The sequence below is a fragment of the Acinetobacter sp. S54 genome, from assembly GCF_016624945.1.
Taxonomy (GTDB): domain Bacteria; phylum Pseudomonadota; class Gammaproteobacteria; order Pseudomonadales; family Moraxellaceae; genus Acinetobacter.
In genome coordinates, this window is the sequence record NZ_JACVUI010000003.1 from 151,827 (window position 1) to 172,843 (window position 21,017).

A 21,017-nucleotide genomic window follows, 5' to 3' on the forward strand; every position below is an offset into this window, starting at 1 on the left:
TACCGATTCGTAAAAAACTGAGTTAGTGTTGACTAACCACTTGATTGGATGCTTCGTCTAGTGCTGATTTTAACTGTACAGCAAAGAGTTTGGCTTCTTCAATATTCATGGGATGACCGTCTTTTTTTGTCACAAAGAAAATATCTTCTGCACGTTCACCCAATGTTGCAATTTTAGCTGAATGAATATCCAGACCTTGCATCATAAATAATCCACCGACTCGAGCCAGTAAACCCGGCTGATCCAGTGTTGATATTTCAACCATATTTTGCTGAAGAGCGGGGTTAAGCGTGATATCAACCGTATTTTCTACATCAAAATGACGGAGTTGGCGTGGAATGCGGCGTTGCATGAGTCCTGGGTATTTATCCGATTGACTAAGTGCTTTTACTAAAGCTTCTTTCACTGTGGCTTGGCGTTCAGGATCAGTCAGTAATGTTCCAAATCGGTCTAGTACTACATAAGTATCCAGACTAAATGCTTTCGTCGCTGTAATAATTCGTGCATCTTGTACATCTAGATTCATGCGGTCCAAGATTGCCACAGTAGTTGCAAATAAATTGGGTTTATCCTGCGTATAGATAAAGATTTGAATGGCATCTTGTGCCTGTGTTGACTGACGATGCGCACGAAATAAAACCAAGGGCGCGGGATTGTCACCATGCTGTAAAATTGCACGGGTATGCCAAGCAATCTCATCTGCTGATTCTTTAAGGAAGTATTCATCGCCAAGTTCTTGCCAGACTTTCTCGACAGCATCTAGTGAAAATTCATTGACTAATTTTTCACTGGCAGTAAATTTAGTATCTTCAATCAACATCTGATAATCGACAGGACGTCCCAAACCTGAACGAATGACATCTCTGGAATAGGTATAAAGCTGACGCATTAATGAAGCACGCCATGTATTCCAGAGTTTTGGATTGGTTGCATTGATATCTGCAACTGTCAAACTGTACAGATAATCTAGATGTTCCATATCCCCAAGTTTTTCAGCAAATTCTTTAATGACATCGGGGTCAGAAATATCTTTTTTCTGTGCTGTGAGGGACATAAGTAGATGGTTTTGAATGAGCCACGCGACCAGTTTGCACTCACGTTCGGTAAAACCATGTTTACGGCAAAATTCAATGGCATCTTCTGCACCCAACTCACTATGGTCACCCCCACGACCTTTGGCAATATCATGAAAGATCGCAGCAAGATAAACAATATCGCGACGCGCCAAACGTTGGAAGACTGAACTGACAACTGGAAAGTGCTGGGCAAATTCGGGTTCTTTAAAGCGGTTTAGATTACGAATAAGCAATAAAGTATGCGCATCCACCGTATAAATATGGAATAGATCATATTGCATCAGTCCCATAATTTGACCAAATGCAGGAATATAATTACCCAGAATTCCATAGCGCTTCATATCTACCAGCGTGTCATATAGACGATGCGGGGAGCGAATAATCGCCATAAATAGAGCTTGATGCACCGGATTATTGCGAAATTCTTGATCAATTCGCTTTGCAGCCATAATCAACAAACGCAGGGTTCTAGCACGAATCCCCTCGATTTCAGGTCGATTAGCCAATAAATAGAAAAGCTCTAAAATGGCACTTGGATGTTCAGCAAATATTTTATGATGTTGAACAGCAAGTTTGCCATCAACTAATTTGAAATTTTCATTGATTTCTTCAATTTTACGCTCATAGTTCGGCAAGCGCGGCGTAATAACCGATTCATTAAAATATGCAAGTAGCATTTCATTTAAGGTAGAGACCTGCTGCGCAGTACGATAGTAACGTTTCATAAACTGTTCTATCGCATAATTAGCTGATTTACCTTCTTCTTGTACATAACCAAATTTGGATGCAATATCACGTTGATAGTCAAATAGAAGTCGATTCTCATCACGCTTGGTCAAACGATGTAAGTGATGGCGAATTTCCCACAAAAAGCTTTCGGCTTCCTCAAGTACGCTTAATTCAAACTCCGAAATAAAACCAAGGTGAACCAGATCGTAAATACGATTGACACGGAAATGTCGCTTCGCAATCCAACCGATTTGATTCATATCCCGAATGCCACCAGGTGCATTTTTTATATCAGGTTCAAGATTGCTTTCTGTATTGTTATGTTGAGCATGGCGTTTTTCCTGCTCTTCCATTTTTGCATCAAAAAAAGTTTTATCAGTCCATGTTTGAGATACGATGCGGCGCGGCCATTTGGCCAGATGTGGATTTCCTGTGATAAGGCGCGCTTCAATTAACGTCGTTGCAACCGTTAAATCATTGGTGGCTTCTTCAAAACAGTTACGAATAGTGCGTACACTGATACCCGGTTTAAAGTTTCCAACATCCCAAAGCGAAGAAACGAAAGTCGAAATCTGTTTTTCCTGTTCAGGCGTGATGTGATGTTCGGATAAAATCATGATATCTACATCTGAATAGGGCAGCATCTCTCGGCGGCCATAACCACCGACAGCAAATAGTCCTAAATCTGTTTGATTCAATCCTGCATGATTCCAGAGAAATATCAGAGCTTCATCAATAAAGTTGGATCGTGCTAAAACAATATTTCGTATGGGTTGGCCATTTTCATAAAACTCCTGTAGCTGCTGTTCAACGTCATTACGCCATTGATTAATTGCCTGAATGTCATGATGACTGGTGACATAACTCAGCAGCGGAGAAGTATTGATCATAAAAATAGACCTACCTTAAACTTATGAATGGGTTTGAACTTGAACGAGTGAGGCAGCTTGAGCAGCAAGCTCACGTGCTTGATCTGTATCTTCCGCCCGTGCAGTAGCAACTCCCATACGACGACGTTTGAAGCCTTCTGGTTTTCCAAATAGACGCAAATCGGTATCTGGGTGTGCTAAAGCTAGGTTTAGATTGCTGTAGCTTAAATTATTGGCATCCACACCTGCATAAATTACCGCACTGGCTGCTACGCTATGACGCAGCGTATTCACTGGTAGTCCTAGAATAGCCCGTGCATGTAACTCAAATTCGCTTTGAAACTGGGAAGCCAAAGTTACTAGACCTGTATCGTGTGGACGAGGAGAGACTTCGCTAAACCAGACTTTGTCGCCTTTAACAAAGAGTTCTACCCCGAAAATACCGCAACCGCCAAGCGCGGTCGTGACTTTATGAGCAATTCTTTTGGATTCGATTAGTGCGGCTTCGGTCATTGGCTGAGGTTGCCAGCTTTCGACATAGTCTCCCGAATCTTGACGGTGCCCAATTGGATCACAATATTGAGTTTCGATTTCACCTGTTTCTGGATGTTTTGCCCGAACAGTCAAGAGCGTAATTTCAAAGTCAAAATCAATTTGCGATTCAACAATAACTTTGCCTTGATTTACTCGGCCGCCAGTTTGCGCATATTCCCATGCAGCATCCACTTCTTCAAAACTTTTAACACGAGATTGACCTTTGCCCGATGAAGACATAACAGGTTTAACAAAGTTCGGATAGCCAATATCGTCACAAGCGGCACGGAAGCTTTCCAATGAATCTGCAAAGCGATAAGCTGAAGTTGGTAATCCTAATTCTTCGGCGGCTAAACGGCGAATCCCTTCACGATTCATCGTCAAGTTGACTGCCTTGGCAGAAGGAATAACAGTAGCATCCGCACTATTTTCAATTTCAACCAGAACCTCAGTCGCAATTGCTTCAATTTCTGGCACGATCAAATTCGGTTTTATTTTTTCAATAAGCTGATGTAATTCATCAGCATCAGCCATATTGAGGGTATAAGAAAAATGCGCAACTTGCATCGCTGGAGCATGATCATAACGATCAGCGGCATGGACCTCAACTCCTAAACGCTGTAAAGAAATAACGACTTCTTTACCGAGTTCTCCTGAACCTAACAGCAACACCTTAAAGGCAGAAGATTGAAGGGGAGTACCAATAGTCACGCTCATGCGAATCATCCGTGCAAAAGTTGGGTATTAAGCATAGCAGAACTAGAACATGAATTAAGCCTTGTTTCACATAAAAATATATAGTTTTGTTCGACAAAAAATATCAAATTTAAAAATTTAAGAATTTAAATAAAATGAAATGCTTGTTTTAGATATGTGTAGTAATTTATCTACATTTCACCGTAAATTCAGCAACGTTATTTTATGGTTTTCAAAAAACAAATCTGTAAATATTGAGTATTGTTCCAGAATTCACTAGCATAGTGCCGAAATGTTGAGACAGGTAATCGTTGATGATCACTTCAACACCAAAATTTTTGTTTTTTACTCCCATACTTTTAGTTGTAGCTCTGATTTCTGGCTGTAATCAAAATGACCCTAACAAGGCAGATAAAGTTGAAATTAAAGCGGCGCCTACTTTAACCAATGATGCAACGACTTATGCGCATAAAGCGTGGGGGTTAATCAATGAAATTGATCCTGTTGTATATACCAAACAGATTGATCAAATTGATGAGCAAGTAAGAAAGCCATTGCGTCAATTAAGTACAGACTGGCGTATTAATGTCAAAATGACAGATTCAGTCACCGAAGGTAAATATGCCTTATGCCGTAAAGCATTAACTTCTCTGGATACATGGGCCAGAGAAACCAAAGATAATAGTAAAACGGTAACTCAAAAACAGGCTGACTATGAGCGTGATAAATCGCAATGTAAGGATGCGATTGATAATCCAGTTTTGGGTAATACTGATCCAAAACGCTAAATTAAAAAAGCGAGATTCAAACGATTCTCGCTTTTTTAATGCAAATAGAATTAATGCTGTTGGTGACTCATCGTGGTTGAAGTTGTCGTGGTGGTTGCTGGTGTTTTCGCTTTTTCAGGTTTGGTGGTTTTTACTTCTGTCGTTTTTACAGTTTTTGTGGTTTTTGACGCTTCAGCTTTTGCTGGTTTTACTTTTGTACCGGATACCGCGACACATTTTCCACCTTTATGATTGGGGCCTGTTCCACCTTGTAATGATGTTCCTTTTGGGCAGGCAAAGGCGGTTGCACTAAGTAATGCTAAGGTGCTACTAAGAAGAATTACAGAAATCTTTTTCATAGTGTTCTGATGAATATAAGGCATTAGTACCTTATTGAAAAATAGAAGATCGCATCCTGATCAAAAAGAACAGTTTTGTGTTGTATTTGCTTAAAAATATTAGAATTTATAGTGATAATTTTATTTTTAATTCAGATTTAAGTTTTGTACGTTTAATCGGCAAAGGAATAAGACAGCAAAAACAAGCCCTATTGTAAATAAAACAATAGAGCCCGGGTCGCTACTTTGACAAATATACAATAATGTGAGGTTTAGATTTGAAAAAAATGGCGGAAAAACACCATTAAACCTCCACACAAAATTAAAATACCAATCATATAACGCAATAATGCAGGAAAGGACATGTCATAAGAACCTGTGTACAAAATAGCTGAACCTCTTATTGGATCGCTGATTGATAACGGCGATTGACTTCATTCCAGTCCACTACATTATAAAATGCAGCAATATATTCAGGACGACGGTTTTGATATTTCAAATAATAGGCATGTTCCCAGACATCCAAACCTAAAATTGGAGTATTACCATTCATAAGAGGCGAATCCTGATTTCCGCTACTTTCAACAACTAGTTTTTTCTCTGGAGTGACACTTAACCATGCCCAACCACTACCGAAGCGACTAATGGCTGCTTTGGTAAAGGCTTCTTTAAATGCATCAAAGCCGCCCAATTCTTTATCAATGGCATCTCCAACAGCTCCTGTTGGATTTCCGCCACCTTGAGGACTCATCACTGTCCAGAAAAGAGAATGGTTGGCATGCCCGCCACCGTTATTAATGACGACATTTTTAATATCGGCAGGCACCTCATTAACTTTAGCTACAAGCTCCTCCACAGGCAATTTTTCCCACTCAGTACCTTCAATGGCGGCATTGATATTATTAATATAAGTTTGATGATGCTTGGTGTGGTGAATTTCCATTGTTTTTGCATCAATATTGGGTTCAAGTGCATCGTATGCGTAAGGCAAAGTAGGTAGGGTGTACGCCATGAGAATTATCCTTTTTTAAAATCAAAGTGTTTCAATCAGGTTTAGTTTAGGGGATGTTGAGTTTTATGTAAATATAATGATAATTATTATCGTTGTATTTATTGTTTATAAATTTATGCAGCCAATAAAAAAACCAGCAAGTGCTGGTTTTATAGTTTTGATTAAATAAGTTGATTACACGTTAAAACGGAAGTGCAATACATCGCCATCTTGTACGATATAGGTTTTACCTTCCAGACGCCATTTGCCAGCTTCTTTGGCACCAGCTTCACCGTTATATTGTACGAAGTCATCATAAGCGATACATTCAGCACGGATAAAGCCTTTTTCAAAGTCAGTGTGGATCACGCCAGCTGCCTGTGGTGCTGTCGCGCCAACTTTGACTGTCCATGCGCGAACTTCTTGCACACCCGCAGTAAAGTAAGTCTGTAAACCTAATAGAGCATAACCTGCACGAATGACGACATTTAATCCCGGTTCCTGCATGCCCATTGCTTCTAAAAATTCGGCACGATCTTCATCTTCAAGCAGTGAAATTTCTGCTTCAATTTGGTTGCATAAAGGAACCACAATCGCATTTTCTTCTGCCGCTAGTTTTTTAACAGCATCGAGGTGTGGATTATTTTCAAAGCCATCTTCGGCAACGTTGGCAATATACATGGTTGGTTTTAAAGTCATTAAACCAAAACCACGAATAAGTTTACGCTCATCATCATTCAAATCAGCTGCACGAGCGGGTTTACCTTCATCTAGCAAAGGTTGAATTTTCTCTAAAACTGCTTTAGTCGCGATGGCTTCTTTATCGCCCCCTTTTGCAGATTTAGTAAGACGTAATAATGCTTTTGCTACAGTTTCAAGATCTGCCAATGCGAGTTCTGTATTAATCGTAGCAATATCATCGAGTGGATCAATTTTACCATTTACGTGAATGACGTTTTCGTCTTCAAAACAACGTACTACATGAGCAATCGCATCAGTTTCACGAATATTTGCTAAAAATTGGTTGCCCAGACCTTCACCTTTTGATGCGCCTGCAACTAGACCGGCAATATCCACAAACTCCATTGTCGTCGGTAGGATACGTTGTGGTTTTACAATTGCTGCGAGTTTATCGAGACGCGCATCTGGAACAGGCACAATACCTGTATTTGGTTCAATGGTACAAAACGGAAAGTTTTCTGCGGCAATCGCAGCCTTGGTTAATGCATTAAAAAGTGTTGATTTACCAACGTTTGGCAGGCCCACAATACCGCAATTAAAACCCATGAGAGGACTCACAAAATATGTAAACTAAAAATTGAGGCTGATTTTACATGAAAGCCATGACAAAGTCAGGTCATGGCGAAGTGTGAATTATTACAAGCTTAAATTTTACGTTTATCTAATTGTTGAGAAAGCGCATCTCCTGTGGCTTGAATCAGCATGACCAATACAATAAGCACTAAAATCACTGCAAACATAATGGTTAAATCAAAACGCTGATAACCATATCGATATGCAATATCTCCCAATCCCCCTGCACCAATAGCGCCAGCAATTGCAGAGGAGTTAATCATGGTTACAATGGTAACGGTAAAACCTGCCACGATCCCTGGTAGGGCTTCTGGTAAAAGTACATGCCAGATAATCTGTTGACGATTACAGCCCATGGCTTGTGCTGCTTCTATGAGCCCCTGATCCACTTCCCTTAAACTGACTTCTGCGATACGAGCAAAAAAGGGAATGGCTGCCAGAGTTAAAGGCACAACAGCCGCCCAAACCCCATAACTGGTACCGACGATCCAGCGGGTAATCGGAATCAGTGCGACCATTAAAATTAAAAAAGGAATGGAGCGAGTGATATTAATAATCCAGCCAATAGGCTGATTAATTTTTTGTGAAGAATAAATGCCATTCTCTGAGGTACTTACTAAAATTACGGCGAGCGGTAAGCCAATCAGAAATGCAAATAAGGCGGAAACGCCAACCATAATTAAGGTGTCTAATGTTCCTGCGAGTAAGAAATCAATGAGTTGGTCGTGCATAACCGATCACCTCCACACGCTGAATAAAAGGAGACAGCCGGATTTTTAAATTTTCCAGATTAAGATTGAGTTGTGAAACTCCAACGATCAAAGATCCGATTAAATGCTGCTGAATTGTATCGATATGACTCTGATATAAATAAAGCGGCGCATTAAAACTGGTTAAAATTTGATTCAGGTCAGGGGCATTTTTGACTTCACTCTGATATTGCAATTTGATAATAATTTGGGTCGAATCAATTTGGGGTTGTGAAAAATATTGAAAGGGCAAATCCAGTTGCTCCAGATTTAATAACTCTTGTGTAATCGGCTGCACAGGATTGGAAAAAACTGACCAGACTTGTCCCGACTCCACAATTTCGCCGTGTTCAATTACCACCACCTGATCACAAATGTCACGAATCACTTGCATTTCATGAGTAATCAAAACAATGGTAATCCCTAATTCCCGATTAATTTTTTTAAGTAAGGAAAGAATCACTGACGTGCTTTCAGGGTCTAAAGCTGAAGTGGCTTCATCACAGAGTAAAATTTCTGGATGGTGTACCAGCGCACGAGCAATTCCTACACGCTGTTTTTGTCCCCCTGAAAGTTGTGATGGATATTGCCCAGCTTTATGACTTAATCCCACCAATGATAAAACTTCATCAACACGACTTTTGATCTCTGATTTAGCATAGCCTGAGATTTTTAGCGGGAGTGCTACATTTTCCCATACAGTTTTGGCTGACATTAAATTAAAATGTTGGAAAATCATGCCAATCCGCTGACGCAGTTTGATTAAACGAGGATGATCCAGTGTGGTTAATTCCTCTTGGTGAATCTTGATTGAACCTGAACTAGGGTGTTCAAGTCCATTCAGTGTACGCAATAAAGAAGATTTACCCGCGCCACTTTTACCAATGATTCCAAGAATTTTACCTTCAGGGATATCCAGATGAATATCTTTTAAGGCATGAACTTGTTGGCCCTGACTGTGATAAATTTTATTCAATGATCGAATTTGAATATGAGGTAATGCAAAATTAACAGGGGAGCCGAAACTGACCATATTGAACTCCTTATACCCAGCCTGGAAACCAGAGTTTTGATCCTAAATCTTCATTAAGTGCAGCTTTAACAGCAGGCGAAGTTTGATAAATCTCTACAAACTTTTTCAATTTATCGCCTTTATCCTGATAATCATCACGAACTACAAATAAAATGGCATAGCGTTTATTTGAAGTATTATCCAAAACAAGAGCACTTTCTGGATCAGCAGTTTTTGCCAATCGTAAATAATGTGGATAGCCAAAAGCTAAATCAACATCATCAATGGCACGAGCTGTTTGTGGGCCTTCGACTTCAATAAACTGTAAGTTTTTTGGGTTTGATGAAATATCACTAAGTTTAGATAAATAATTATTTGTATCTTTGAGCTGAATCAATTTGGCTTGCTGTAATAGTAATAATGCGCGTCCTTGATTGACCGGATCGTTTGGAATGACCACCCGTGCATTTTGTGGTAAATCATCCAGACTTTTATATTTTTTGGAGTATAGTCCGACATGCGAAGCAGCCCCGACGCCGAAGGCTTTGAGTTTATAACCAGTTTCCTTAATCGCATTGTTTAAAAAAGGTTGATGCTGAAAAAAGTTGGCATCAATATCACCATTATTTAAAGTGATATTAGGTGTGTTCCAGTCGGAAAACTCGACTAATTTGACATGAATGCCTTGTTTCTCTGCTTCTTTAGCCGCAGCCTGTAATGGATGGGCAAAAGGGGGGCTGATGCCGATGACTAACTCTTCGTTCTGAGTTTGGCGTTGTTTATTCCAGATGAATAAACCAATAATCAGAATGACAAAAATTGCACCGAATATAATCAGTTTTTTGTTCGATGAACGAGATGTTGAGGATGATTGACTCATCTGAGACTCCAAAATTTAAGCTGTAATTTGTTGTGAAATGGCGGATATTTTTTCTTGTTTTAAAGGATGACATCGGAAGGCATTGGCGGGGTGGGAGGTCGCTAAACGATCACCTTGTTGATGTAATTTACGTCGTAAGGAACCTGCTGCATATTCAGTTTTATAACGTTCGCGCTGTTGTAATTCAGGAATCACTAAACGGATAAAATCTTGATGCGATTCTGGCGCTACAGTACGGGTTAAATTAAATCCATCAATGCCTGTTTCATCAAGCAACTGAATCAGTTGTTCAGCGACATGACTGCCACTACCTACAATCAGAGGATAACGACCACCCAATACATGCTGATTTTTCAAATCATTTTTAGTAATTTGCTGAGTTTTGAATTTTTCATTTACAGACGCGATGCTGTTACTTTTTTGGTAAGGAATCACTTCATCATCCTTAAATCTGGATAAATCAATACCAACTGAACTGGCATAGTGAGCGATTCCAGCTTCTGGGCTGGCATACTGACGATACTCTGCGAGTTTTTCCTGAGCAATTTGTTCAGTTTCTCCAGTCACCACAGTAATGCCAAGGAAAATTTTGATGTCATTTGCCTGACGACCATGTAGCACCGCTTGCTCACGAATTTTAATGACTTGTTGGCGAATTTTTTCGGGTTGATCCCCTCCAATGAAAATACATTCGGCATGTGCAGTTGCAAATTGTAAGCCGCGTGACGATGCGCCTGCCTGAAATAAAACAGGCGTACGTTGTATTGACGGCGCAACCTGAAATACACCCTGACTTTGGTAGAAACGTCCTTGATGCTGGATTTCATGGACTTTGGTAGGATCGGTGAAAATACGATGAATTTTATCTTTTTTTAATGCATCGTCTTCCCATGAGCCTTCCCAATATTGATAGCAAAGCTGTAAAAATTCTTCGGCTTGTTCGTAGCGTAAATCATGATCTTTGAGCCCCGAATGACCGATAAGTCGTTCTGCGCTATCCAAATAGCCAGTGACAATATTCCAGCCAATACGACCATGGGTTAGATGATCCAACGAAGCAAAACGCCTTGCAAATTGATAGGGTGTTTCGTAACTTAAATTGACAGTAATGCCAAAACCTAAATGTTGAGTAACCGCAGCCATAGCAGAAACCAAAGTACTCGGATCATGGCTTGGCAGCTGGATCGATTCGCGTAATGTTAGGTCAATGTTATTTTGATAGACATCATAGACACCGGTAATATCGGCAATAAATAAACCATCAAACAGGCCAGTTTCTAAAGTTTTAGCTAGATCAGTCCAGTAGCTTAACTCATTAAAACGGTGAGACTGATCGCGTGGATGAGTCCAGAGTCCATGATTGATATGGCCTACGCTATTCATGTCAAAAGCATTGATTAAGATCTTTTTTTGTGATGTTTTTGTCATTACAATGTCCCTCTGCGTGGAGGAAGAATGCCATTTAAGACATAATGACCAATAAAATAATATTTCCAGCGTGCAGCGTCATGTAAGGTATGAACTCGCGCATTGCGCCAATAACGATCTAGGCCATCTTCGGCCTGACTGCCACGGCTTCCTGCAAGTTCAATCAGTTTGGATGAGGCTTTGAGTGCGGTCTCACTACTATGCGCACGAACTTTTGCCACATCGATTGAAGCTTTGGCTATTGTTTCAGCAGTGGTGTGTAATTTTGCAGCATCAATGGATTTTGCAGCTTGTTTAAGTAAGACTTCACTAGCGCGAACATCCGCGGCAATTCTACCAATTTCAAAAATAGTTAGAGGATCTTGTGCCGCGGTCTCAACATTTGAATCAATCCAAGGTCGAGCCTGATGTACTCGATTAAGTGTTTCTTCAAAAGCAGCGCGGGCAATCCCCACCTCAATAGCAGCATGCATAATTTGTGCAAAAGGTCCAACCAGTGTTGGTTGTGCAAAAGCAGTATCAAATGGAATCACGTCCTCAGAAGCGACATAAACTTGATGAAATCTGACACTGCCACTTCCCGTAACGCGTTGACCAAAACCTGTCCAGTTATCGATTAAACTTAGCCCTTCGCTTTTGCGTTGAACAAAAGCCAGATATTCCCGACCTTCGGCATTCACCACTAAGGTTGGAATACGATGGGCGAATAAGCTACCCGTACAGTAAAATTTTTCGCCATTGATCAGGTAGCCATTTTCTTCAAAGGGGATAAGAGCAGTTTGTTTTAAACTTGCGTTTTTCGGTTTAAATTCTGCCAAAGCATTACCAAAACGTGCTCCATTAAGCACTTCCTGATATAACCGTTTTTGTTGTTGTTCAGTTCCCGTATTTCTTAGCACTTCCAGTGCATAAAAATGGTTTTGTGGAATCTGCCCAATTGATCCATCTACTCCGCTAAAAAGTGCAATAATTTTGGCGACAGTAAGGCTTGAGACTTCCGCACCACCATAGCGTTTAGGTACAGTAATGGCCCACAATCCAGATTGACTAAAAGCTTCGATTTCATCAAAAGGTAAGATGCGCTGCGCATCACGTTCAATACTTTGAGCTTTGAATTGCTGGGCAAGGGCTTGTGCTACTTCAAGAGCTTCAGCGTCATCTTGGATCACGCGTATTGTTGAATAATGTTGCGTGCTAGGATGATTGATAAGATCATTTTCTGCCTGATGAATGGCTTGATAAGAGGTCATTTTATTATCTCCTTAGATCCATGCATGGCGAGCAGGCAAAGTACCATTAAGGTAATAGTTACCAATGGCATGTATTTTCCAGCGCACGGGATCGTGCAAGGTATGTACTCGCGCATTACGCCAGTGTTGATCGAGATTAAATTGACTTAAACTGGCTCGACTGCCGCCAAGTTCCAGTAATTTTTCTGAGATTTGTAAAGCAGCATCATTTGCATAGACCTTAGCTTCGGCTACTAGAATCGAGGCTTTGGCTGCTTGTTGTTCTGTGACTTGATTGAGCTGGTCCAGTTCATCCAGATATTCCGCTGCTTCATCTAACAGTAAAATTGCAGCATTTAGAAGAATATCCAGCTTGCCTGTTTCTTGTAGCGTATAAAGTTCTAAACTAGCTTTGTCGACTTGCGCATCGATAATAGGACGTGCTTTTTTTACAGCCGAAATGAGATCAGCAAAAGCAGCTTCGGCAATGCCTACATCAATTGCTACTTGTAATAGCTGTGAATAAGCACCTCGATAAGTCGGTGCCTGAGTTAACATGCGCTCGTCAAAAATTAAATTGGGATCAACTTTAACTTGATTCAATTTCACTGTGCCGCTTGCGGTGGTTCGTTGTCCGAAACCGTTCCAATTATTAATGACCTCAACTCCATCACTGTGTCGATTCACAATAACAAGCACCACGTGGCCTTCTGGATGGATGGCTTTGATCGCGAGCCAATGCGCAAAAATACTTCCAGTAGAGTAAAATTTTTCACCGTCTAAATAGTATTGGGCATTCTGAAAAGTTAAGCGGGTATTTAATGTTTTTGAATCTTTGGTCGTACGCTCAGGCCCACCATTGGCAAGGCGTTTACCCGCTAAAATTTCATTAAAAATAAATTCTTTTTGTGATTCTGTTCCCATGATCTCAATCAAATTAAGCAAGCTGATTTGATTTTGTGGAATTTGCCCAACACTTGAATCAGCTTTATTAATAATACGAAATACCTGAGCCAGTGTTGTATTCGAGACAAAAGCACCGCCGTAACGCTTAGGAATGCGAATGCCTCCTAAACCTTTTAGGCTAAATTGCTCAATTTCTTCAAATGGTAAAATACGTTTTTGATCACGTTGATTTCGACCTTCTAAAGCAAAATCGGCGACTTGGTAAGCAGCATTAATCGCTTGTTGATCATTTTGAATAACTTGAACTGATCGGGAAGGATAAAAATTTAACTCTGACATAATGATACCCACTATAGATAGCAGTACCTTAGAAAAATTATACCTAATGGTTAAACGAAGTATTTCGCGTAGTTTATGAAAAAAAATGCTTAATCATTTTTAGTCTAAATTAATTGATTTTATTGATAAAATGAAAATTATAATAATCAATGTATTATATTTTTTTTGCTAGATAAAAATGAACATAGAGGTGCAGGATTTATTTGTTCCAGAGATATATACCGCAAAAAAACATATAACCCATTTGAGTTGGAATTGAAGAATATCATTAGACAATAGATGATTTAGACGAATGTTTGGCACAAAAAGTACATTGTTTTCATTATTAGTTACTTTTAAAGTAAGCAAAACAAGAGGTTGTTTTTTACATTTGGTCGACTAAAAAAATAAATTGGAGTTTTTATGCGGGTTTTATACCAGTTTCCTTTATCTCATTATTGTGAAAAAGCTCGCTGGTTGCTTGATCATAAGGAATTGGATTATGTTGCACATAACTTGATCCCTGGGTTCCATCGTGCTTTTGCCCAGTTAAAAACAGGTCAAAATAAATTACCAATTTTAAAAGATGATAAAAGATGGATCGCAGAATCTACACAAATTGCGCTGTATTTGGATGATCATTATCCTGAACATTCATTATTACGTCGTGACCCGCATTTACGAGCGCTGTCCATTGAAATCGATAAAATTGCAGATGAACTTGGTGTGCATGTTCGTCGCTGGAGTTTGGGTCATGCATTAACTCATGGCGATGAGCCGCTTGAAATTATGATGGGTGAACAAGGATATTTACGTCAATTCGAAAAATTCTCCAAACCGATCCTTAAAACCTTGGTGACGAAAAGTTATGAACTCAAGGATGAGAAAATTGCTCAATCCAAACTGCGTATGGATGAATTGGTTCTGGTATTGAATGAACGCCTGATTGATAATTTTGGACGCTATTTAGTAGGAGACCGTTTGGGGCTGGCCGACATTGCGGTTTGTTCAATGCTTGCACCTATTCTAGAACTTTCTGGGACGCCTTGGGAACGTGAAAATAATGAAGTTAGTTCACCTGAGTTACGCCAGTATAAAGATTATTTATTGAGCTTACCTTTGGGGCAATATGTACAGCGTATCTACGAAACTGAACGCAATGCGCGCGTTGATTGGCGTGGAATATAATTTAAATTTATCGAAAGTTCTAAAAACCTTATTTATAAGCTAAATAGGGTTTAAGCTATTTCTTTTCGCTGATTTTCTACATACAAAAATAAAGAATTTACTTACTTAAAAACTATCTTAAATGCGCTTTTGTATCAATAAGTGAGGCTTTGAAGGCGTTTTGCTGCAAAGTCTATTCAATGCTTTCAACTACCTTTAATGTGGATGGGTAGTCAAATGATGCTTTATTTTGAATCGTGATTTGAAAACTGAGTCTCTCAACAAAATACAAGTTCTCTAGTCTTGACTGAGTATTGTGAAAAATGAAATTTAGTTTTAATAAACATAATTATTGGAGATTTCCATGAGTTACCAGTCGCTTAATCCTTATAACGGTCAAATACTTAAAACCTATGCATTTCATGATCAAACCAAAATTGATGAAAGTTTGGATCATGCTGAAAAGTTATTAAAATCAGATTGGTCTCGTAAGGATTTGGAAAAACGCTTTGCATTATTAAATAAAGTCGCAGCTAATTTGAGAGATCAAAAAGAACAACTGGCACAGCTTATGTCCAAAGAAATGGGGAAATTGATTAAGCAAAGTCTTGGGGAGGTTGAGCTTTGTGCAAATATTGCAGAGTATTATGCTAAACATGCGGCCGAATTTTTACGCCCCCAGAACTATCCAAGCTCAATAGGTGAAGCATGGGTTGAACAACATCCATTGGGCGTCATCATGGCGGTTGAACCTTGGAATTTTCCTTTTTATCAGCTCATGAGAGTATTTGCACCAAACTGTGCCATCGGCAATCCAGTTTTGGCTAAACATGCCAGTATTGTGCCCCAATGCGCAGAGGCATTTGAAAAAATTATTCATGAATCTGGTGCACCCGCAGGCGTTTGGACAAATTTATTTATTTCAACAGATCAAGTTGCTGAGATTATTAAAGATCCGCGAGTCCAAGGTGTAGCACTAACAGGTTCAGAAGGTGCGGGAAGTAGTGTGGCTGAGCAAGCAGGTAAATACGTTAAAAAATCTACTCTTGAGCTAGGAGGAAATGACGTTTTTATCGTACTTGATGATGCTGATTTGGAACGTGCAATTAAAATTGGCTGTCAGGCACGTATCAACAATGCAGGGCAAGTATGTACTGCTGCTAAACGCTTTATTTTGCATGAAAAAATTGCGGAACAATTTAAGCATGGCATGGTTGAATTATTTAAAAATCTGAAAACAGGCGATCCTCTAGATGAATCTACTAGTTTGGGACCTTTATCATCAGCTTCCGCTGTAGAAAAACTGCATAAGCAGGTTGATCAAGCAGTAAGCTCCGGTGCAACACTGGTTTTAGGTGGTAAGCCCATTCAAGGCGCTGGCAATTTTTTTGAAGCAACCATTCTTGAGAATATTCAAGAAAGTAATCCTGCATGGTATGAGGAATTTTTTGGTCCAGTTGCGCAATTATATGTGGCCAAAGATGATGATGAAATTGTGAAAATTGCGAACCAGTCGCACTATGGTTTGGGTGGTGCTATTCACTCTCAAGATATCGAAAGAGCCAAGAAATTAGCATCGCGTGTCGAAACGGGCATGATCTGGATCAATAGCCTGACCCAAACTGCACCAGAATTACCTTTTGGTGGAATCAAGCGTTCAGGCTATGGACATGAATTGTCTGAACTCGGTTTTAATGAATTTGTACAAAAGAAACTTGTGGTAATTCCTGCGTAATATGAAAAAGAAGCCTGTCATAAAAAATCATGACAGGCTTTTTTATGGATAAATTATAGTTACCAGTAATTTAGGAACTTCCACCAGATTCCCCCAACTACAATAAAAATGACAATATTGACAATGCTCATGACGAAACCGGCTTTCCACCATTCCCCTAAAGTGGTATAGCCTGAACCATAGATAATGGGAGAAGTTCCTGTTGCATAATGGGTAAGTGTCATCATGATGCTTGAAGCAGCCGCCATCATGAGAGCAAACAACATGGGAGGAGCACCTAGCGCAATACCAGCTGTATAAAAGGCGGCAAACATGGCCGTAATATGAGCGGTAGTACTTGCAAACATATAATGAGCGTACATATAAGTCAGCATCAAAAGTAAACTGGCAAATATCCAGTTTAGCCCGAGGTGAGCAATATTGGTTTCAAGAACGCCTGAAAACCATGTGATTAGTCCCAGTTTGTTGAGATAAGTTGCCATCATGACCAAAGCTGCAAACCACGTAACGGTATCCCAAGCGCTTTTTTGAGTCAGAATATCATCCCAGGTTAATACTCCGGTCAAAAGCAACAAACTCAAACCAATGAATGCAGTGGTGGTAGCATCAACAGACCAAGCGGGACCAAAAACCATAGCAGGAATACCTGCCCATAAGAACAGCATAATGCCAAAAATGAATAGCATAATAATTTCATGTACGCTCACAGCCCCCATTTCTTTAAGGCGCTCTTTTGCAAACTGAGCCGCATTTGGCGTGCGCTTAACTTCAGGCGGATACATCCAGTAGATCACCATCGGCATGATGATTAATGCAATTATGCCCGGAACTAACATAGCAATTGCCCACGTACTCCAGCTCAATGTCACCTGTGATCCTGTCGCTTTGGCAACAAGATCAACCACGAGAGGATTTGGAGCCGTGGCGGTGACAAACATCGCAGAAGTAATTGGATTGGCGTGATAATTCACCAAAGCCAGATATTTCCCCATACGACCTTCGGTGCCTTTGGCCGGATCAGAATCATAACTTGTAGCAATTGCACGGACAATGGGGTGAATAATACCACCGCCACGTGCGGTATTACTTGGTGTAACAGGGGCCAAAATAAGTTCGGACAGTACCATGCTATAACCGATGCCAATAGTACGTTTGCCCCAGACTGCAATAAATAGATAGCCTAAACGCGCTCCCAACCCTGTTTTTTGTAATCCTTTGGAAATCATAATTGACACACCAATCAACCAGATTAAGGGATTTGCAAAACTGCTCAAGGCATCTTTAATAGCTTCACTCGGTGTAGGGTTGGTTACTCCAGTGAGAGCAACCAGTGTAATCGCAATCAGGGCAATCGCGCCAATGGGAAGTGCTTTCCCGATAATTGCGGCGATCACGCCGACAAACATTGCCAGCAAATGCCATGCTTCGGGTGTAACGCCTTGCGGGACAGGAATAACAAACCAGATGATGAGCGTTAATGCACAGGCTATTGCAGCTGGAATTGGTTTAAAGCCCATAAAAACCGCCTTATTATGGATAGATTAACGTTATAATTTATATATTTAGCATTATTAAGTTGAAATTTAATGCTTTATAGTTTGTGGTTTTATTATGAAAGAATCTTAACTTATTACCAAATAAAGAATTGTTGACAGTCTGTTAATACATTTTCTGAACAAGGCTATAAACTCTTACACAAATAGTTAGAGCATGATAAATTGAACCAAGGACTCAGCATAATTATAAGTTTTGTTTATGATGGCTAAATTTTCGTTACGTCATTTACGTCGTTTTGTTTTTAATAATCTCCATAATCACGAGTATGAAAGTAACTTAAGCCGCATACTTAACTTCTTTTTAATTTTTTTGATTGTCGCTAATGTCTTGGCTGTGATGCTGGAATCAATCGATTCAATTTATTTTGCCCACAAAAAAATTTTTGATTTATTTGAAACGGTGTCGATAGGTCTGTTTACTATTGAGTATTTGTTACGTTTATGGTGTGTGGCAGAGGAACATCTTGATCAGCCTGCATGGAAAACACGATTAAAATGGTTCACCAGTGGAGGTGCGATTATTGACTTATTGGCAATTTTACCTGCCTATCTCAATTTTATTGTACCTATTGATCTACGCTTTCTCAGAATCTTAAGATTGTTGCGACTACTAAAGTTAACTCGCTATTTTGTTTCGCTCCAGATATTGCTGGCGGTTATTGAACGTGAAAAAGGTTCATTTCAGGCTGTTGTATTTATTTTATTAATCATGATAGTGATGGCTGCGGGGGGGATTTATGTCGTTGAGAATAAAGCGCAGCCGGGTATATTTAGTTCAATTCCAGAAGCTATGTGGTGGGCGGTGGTTACATTAACTACAGTTGGATATGGAGATGTTACGCCAGTCACCAATATTGGTAAATTATTGGGCGCTGTAATTACAATTTTGGGGGTGGGTTTAGCTGCGTTACCCGCAGGTATTTTAGCGACAGGGCTAGCTAATGAATTGAATTTGCGGAATCAAAAACTTGCTCAGGAGTTTAGAAACCTGCTTCTTTCGAATCAGATAGATTATTTGAATGAAACTAAAGAAATTGAGCGGATACGCAAAAAAATAGGTTTAGGCAAAGAGCAAACCCATGAAGTGATTATGCAACTGATTCGTGAAAAAGACTTGGAAGAACAGGAACAACAAAAAAAGGCATTTAAATATTGTCCACATTGTGGTGAAAAGCTTCCTGAGGCATGAGACGGAGTATTAAGTGCGTCTCATGCCGATCAATTATTTTTTATATTTTTCTACGGCAAAAGCAATCAGTAAAATTACTAATCCACCTAAACTTAGCACAAACCCAACCCAGATTGGAGCGATCCATCCCATTTGATGACTTAAAACCCATCCGCCCAAAAAAGCCCCTAGTGCATTGGCTAGATTAAATGCGGAATGGTTCAGCGATGCAGCCAGTCCTTGAGCTTCACCTGCAACATCCATCAAACGCATTTGCAAGGTTCCGCCCAAACCCATCACAGTCAGTCCAATCAAGAATAAAGCCAGAATGGCAGTATAAAGCTGACTCATCATGAAACTGGCAAAAACGAAAGCAAGAGCAGAGCTAATCAAAACCCCAACGATCGTTTTATTTAAGTTTCGATCTGCTAACCAACCAGCGAGTAACCCCCCAATCACCATACCCACACCCCAGATTGCCAAAGCAATCGGAACAATATCAATACTGACTTTGGTATATTCGGTCAGAATAGGTGATACATAACTATATACCGAAAACATCCCACCAAAACCAATAGCGCCTACAGCAAGAGTCAGCCACATATGAATATTTTTTAGCCCTGCTAATTCGGTTTTTATACTTGCTGTCGCGCGTACAGGAATTTGAGGCACAAAAAAAGCGATTGCCAATAATGTAACAAAAGCAATGATCGAAGAAAATTCAAAACCAGACCGCCAACCAAACTGTTGACCCAACCATGTTGCCAATGGAACACCAAATACAGTAGCAACGGTTAATCCCATCATGACTTGTGCGACGGCTGAAGCGCGTTTTTTAGGACCAGCCAATTCTGCTGCAACCAAAGCACCTACACCAAAATAAGCACCATGAGGAAACCCAGCAATAAAACGGGAGATTAAAACCGTTTCAGGAGTATTTGCCAGTGCTGTTAATGCATTGGCAATTCCATAAAACAACATTAACCCAAGTAATAAAGACTTACGAGGAATCCGTGCACCTAAAATGGCAATAACAGGCGCACCAATGACCACACCTAACGCATAAGCACTAATAAAATGTCCTGCATCGGGAACACTAATATGGAGATCTGTGGCAATTTCTTGAATCAACCCCATTGCGACAAATTCAGTGGTTCCAATACAAAAGCCACCAATAGCCAGAGCTAAAATGACCCAGAATAGAGAATATTGTTGAGGTAAACCAACAGATGTATTCGATGTAGAAGACATAAATTTTTTTTGGAGGGAGAATAAATAAAGGAGAATTATAGTTGAAAATGATCGAAATAGTTAAGTGATTTACTCGGAATTCAAGAACCTAAGGCTTCGTATCATCTACAATAATAATCAAAAAAATTTATATATACTCTAGTTGAATGGCACATTAACTAATTTAAAAAGCTTGAAAAGCGGATTAAAATTCTCCATGACTATATCTTAAACTAAGCGCCAAATAGTGATGAAATAAAATTAATGTTGAGACAAATTAATGATCATTGTGATATAGTGAATATTATTCATGATGAGCTTGATT

At 39.8% G+C, this 21,017-nt stretch carries 17 protein-coding genes; 4 read left to right on the forward strand and 13 right to left on the reverse strand.

The annotated features are described in order from the left end of the window. Positions 1–22: 22 nt before the first annotated feature. The gene (gene glnD, locus IAE20_RS06325) at positions 23–2,695 is read right to left on the reverse strand and encodes a [protein-PII] uridylyltransferase (RefSeq protein ID WP_200459987.1); all 2,673 of its coding nucleotides are present in this window, start codon (positions 2,693–2,695) and stop codon (positions 23–25) included. A 21-nt stretch (positions 2,696–2,716) separates the two neighbouring features. After that, on the reverse strand, positions 2,717–3,934 hold the full coding sequence (gene purT / locus IAE20_RS06330; RefSeq protein WP_200459988.1) for a formate-dependent phosphoribosylglycinamide formyltransferase: 1,218 nt from the start codon (positions 3,932–3,934) through the stop codon (positions 2,717–2,719). Between the two features lie 284 nt (positions 3,935–4,218). Here purT and IAE20_RS06335 point away from each other — a divergent pair, with 284 nt between their 5' ends. After that, positions 4,219–4,692, forward strand: coding sequence for a hypothetical protein (locus IAE20_RS06335; protein ID WP_200459989.1), 474 nt, complete (start codon positions 4,219–4,221; stop codon positions 4,690–4,692). A 50-nt stretch (positions 4,693–4,742) separates the two neighbouring features. On the opposite strand, the gene IAE20_RS06340 is transcribed toward IAE20_RS06335, so the two are convergent. From IAE20_RS06340 to IAE20_RS06380, 9 genes are all read right to left on the reverse strand, one after another. Beyond that, positions 4,743–5,030 (reverse strand): hypothetical protein, encoded by a 288-nt coding sequence (locus IAE20_RS06340; protein ID WP_200481744.1) that lies wholly within the window; start codon positions 5,028–5,030, stop codon positions 4,743–4,745. A gap of 379 nt (positions 5,031–5,409) precedes the next feature. Continuing rightward, positions 5,410–6,021, reverse strand: coding sequence for a superoxide dismutase (locus IAE20_RS06345; RefSeq protein ID WP_200481743.1), 612 nt, complete (start codon positions 6,019–6,021; stop codon positions 5,410–5,412). Between the two features lie 174 nt (positions 6,022–6,195). Further along, positions 6,196–7,287 (reverse strand): redox-regulated ATPase YchF, encoded by a 1,092-nt coding sequence (gene ychF, locus IAE20_RS06350; protein WP_200459992.1) that lies wholly within the window; start codon positions 7,285–7,287, stop codon positions 6,196–6,198. A gap of 98 nt (positions 7,288–7,385) precedes the next feature. Beyond that, positions 7,386–8,045, reverse strand: coding sequence for a methionine ABC transporter permease (locus IAE20_RS06355; RefSeq protein WP_200481742.1), 660 nt, complete (start codon positions 8,043–8,045; stop codon positions 7,386–7,388). Continuing rightward, positions 8,026–9,096 carry a methionine ABC transporter ATP-binding protein gene (locus IAE20_RS06360; RefSeq protein WP_200459994.1) on the reverse strand — a complete coding sequence of 357 codons (1,071 nt, stop codon included), beginning with the start codon at positions 9,094–9,096 and terminating at the stop codon, positions 8,026–8,028. Before IAE20_RS06360 ends, IAE20_RS06355 begins: the two co-directional genes overlap by 20 nt. Positions 9,097–9,106: 10 nt before the next feature. After that, positions 9,107–9,955, reverse strand: coding sequence for a MetQ/NlpA family ABC transporter substrate-binding protein (locus IAE20_RS06365; RefSeq protein ID WP_200481741.1), 849 nt, complete (start codon positions 9,953–9,955; stop codon positions 9,107–9,109). A gap of 15 nt (positions 9,956–9,970) precedes the next feature. Beyond that, the gene (locus IAE20_RS06370; RefSeq protein WP_200481740.1) at positions 9,971–11,383 is read right to left on the reverse strand and encodes an LLM class flavin-dependent oxidoreductase; all 1,413 of its coding nucleotides are present in this window, start codon (positions 11,381–11,383) and stop codon (positions 9,971–9,973) included. Beyond that, positions 11,383–12,633, reverse strand: coding sequence for an SfnB family sulfur acquisition oxidoreductase (locus IAE20_RS06375; protein ID WP_227610868.1), 1,251 nt, complete (start codon positions 12,631–12,633; stop codon positions 11,383–11,385). The genes IAE20_RS06370 and IAE20_RS06375 overlap by 1 nt, the downstream gene beginning before the upstream one ends. A 12-nt stretch (positions 12,634–12,645) precedes the next feature. Then, complete coding sequence (locus IAE20_RS06380) at positions 12,646–13,857, reverse strand: SfnB family sulfur acquisition oxidoreductase (protein ID WP_200481739.1); 1,212 nt, start codon at positions 13,855–13,857, stop codon at positions 12,646–12,648. A gap of 402 nt (positions 13,858–14,259) precedes the next feature. On the opposite strand from IAE20_RS06380, the gene IAE20_RS06385 reads away from it, so the two are divergent. Together IAE20_RS06385 and IAE20_RS06390 are read left to right on the forward strand one after the other, a co-directional pair. Beyond that, complete coding sequence (locus IAE20_RS06385) at positions 14,260–15,024, forward strand: glutathione S-transferase family protein (protein WP_200459998.1); 765 nt, start codon at positions 14,260–14,262, stop codon at positions 15,022–15,024. A gap of 343 nt (positions 15,025–15,367) precedes the next feature. Then, a complete protein-coding gene (locus IAE20_RS06390) occupies positions 15,368–16,738 on the forward strand; it encodes an NAD-dependent succinate-semialdehyde dehydrogenase (protein WP_200481738.1) in 1,371 nt (456 codons plus the stop codon). A 59-nt stretch (positions 16,739–16,797) separates the two neighbouring features. On the opposite strand, the gene IAE20_RS06395 is transcribed toward IAE20_RS06390, so the two are convergent. Continuing rightward, a complete protein-coding gene (locus tag IAE20_RS06395) occupies positions 16,798–18,255 on the reverse strand; it encodes a DASS family sodium-coupled anion symporter (RefSeq protein ID WP_200481737.1) in 1,458 nt (485 codons plus the stop codon). 241 nt (positions 18,256–18,496) lie between these two features. Between IAE20_RS06395 and IAE20_RS06400 the strand changes: the two genes are divergently transcribed. Further along, on the forward strand, positions 18,497–19,483 hold the full coding sequence (locus tag IAE20_RS06400) for an ion transporter (RefSeq protein ID WP_200481823.1): 987 nt from the start codon (positions 18,497–18,499) through the stop codon (positions 19,481–19,483). 33 nt (positions 19,484–19,516) lie between these two features. Here IAE20_RS06400 and IAE20_RS06405 read toward each other — a convergent pair whose 3' ends face one another. Beyond that, positions 19,517–20,713: an MFS transporter gene (locus tag IAE20_RS06405; protein ID WP_200481736.1), complete on the reverse strand. Its 1,197-nt coding sequence runs from the start codon at positions 20,711–20,713 to the stop codon at positions 19,517–19,519. Positions 20,714–21,017: the final 304 nt, after the last annotated feature.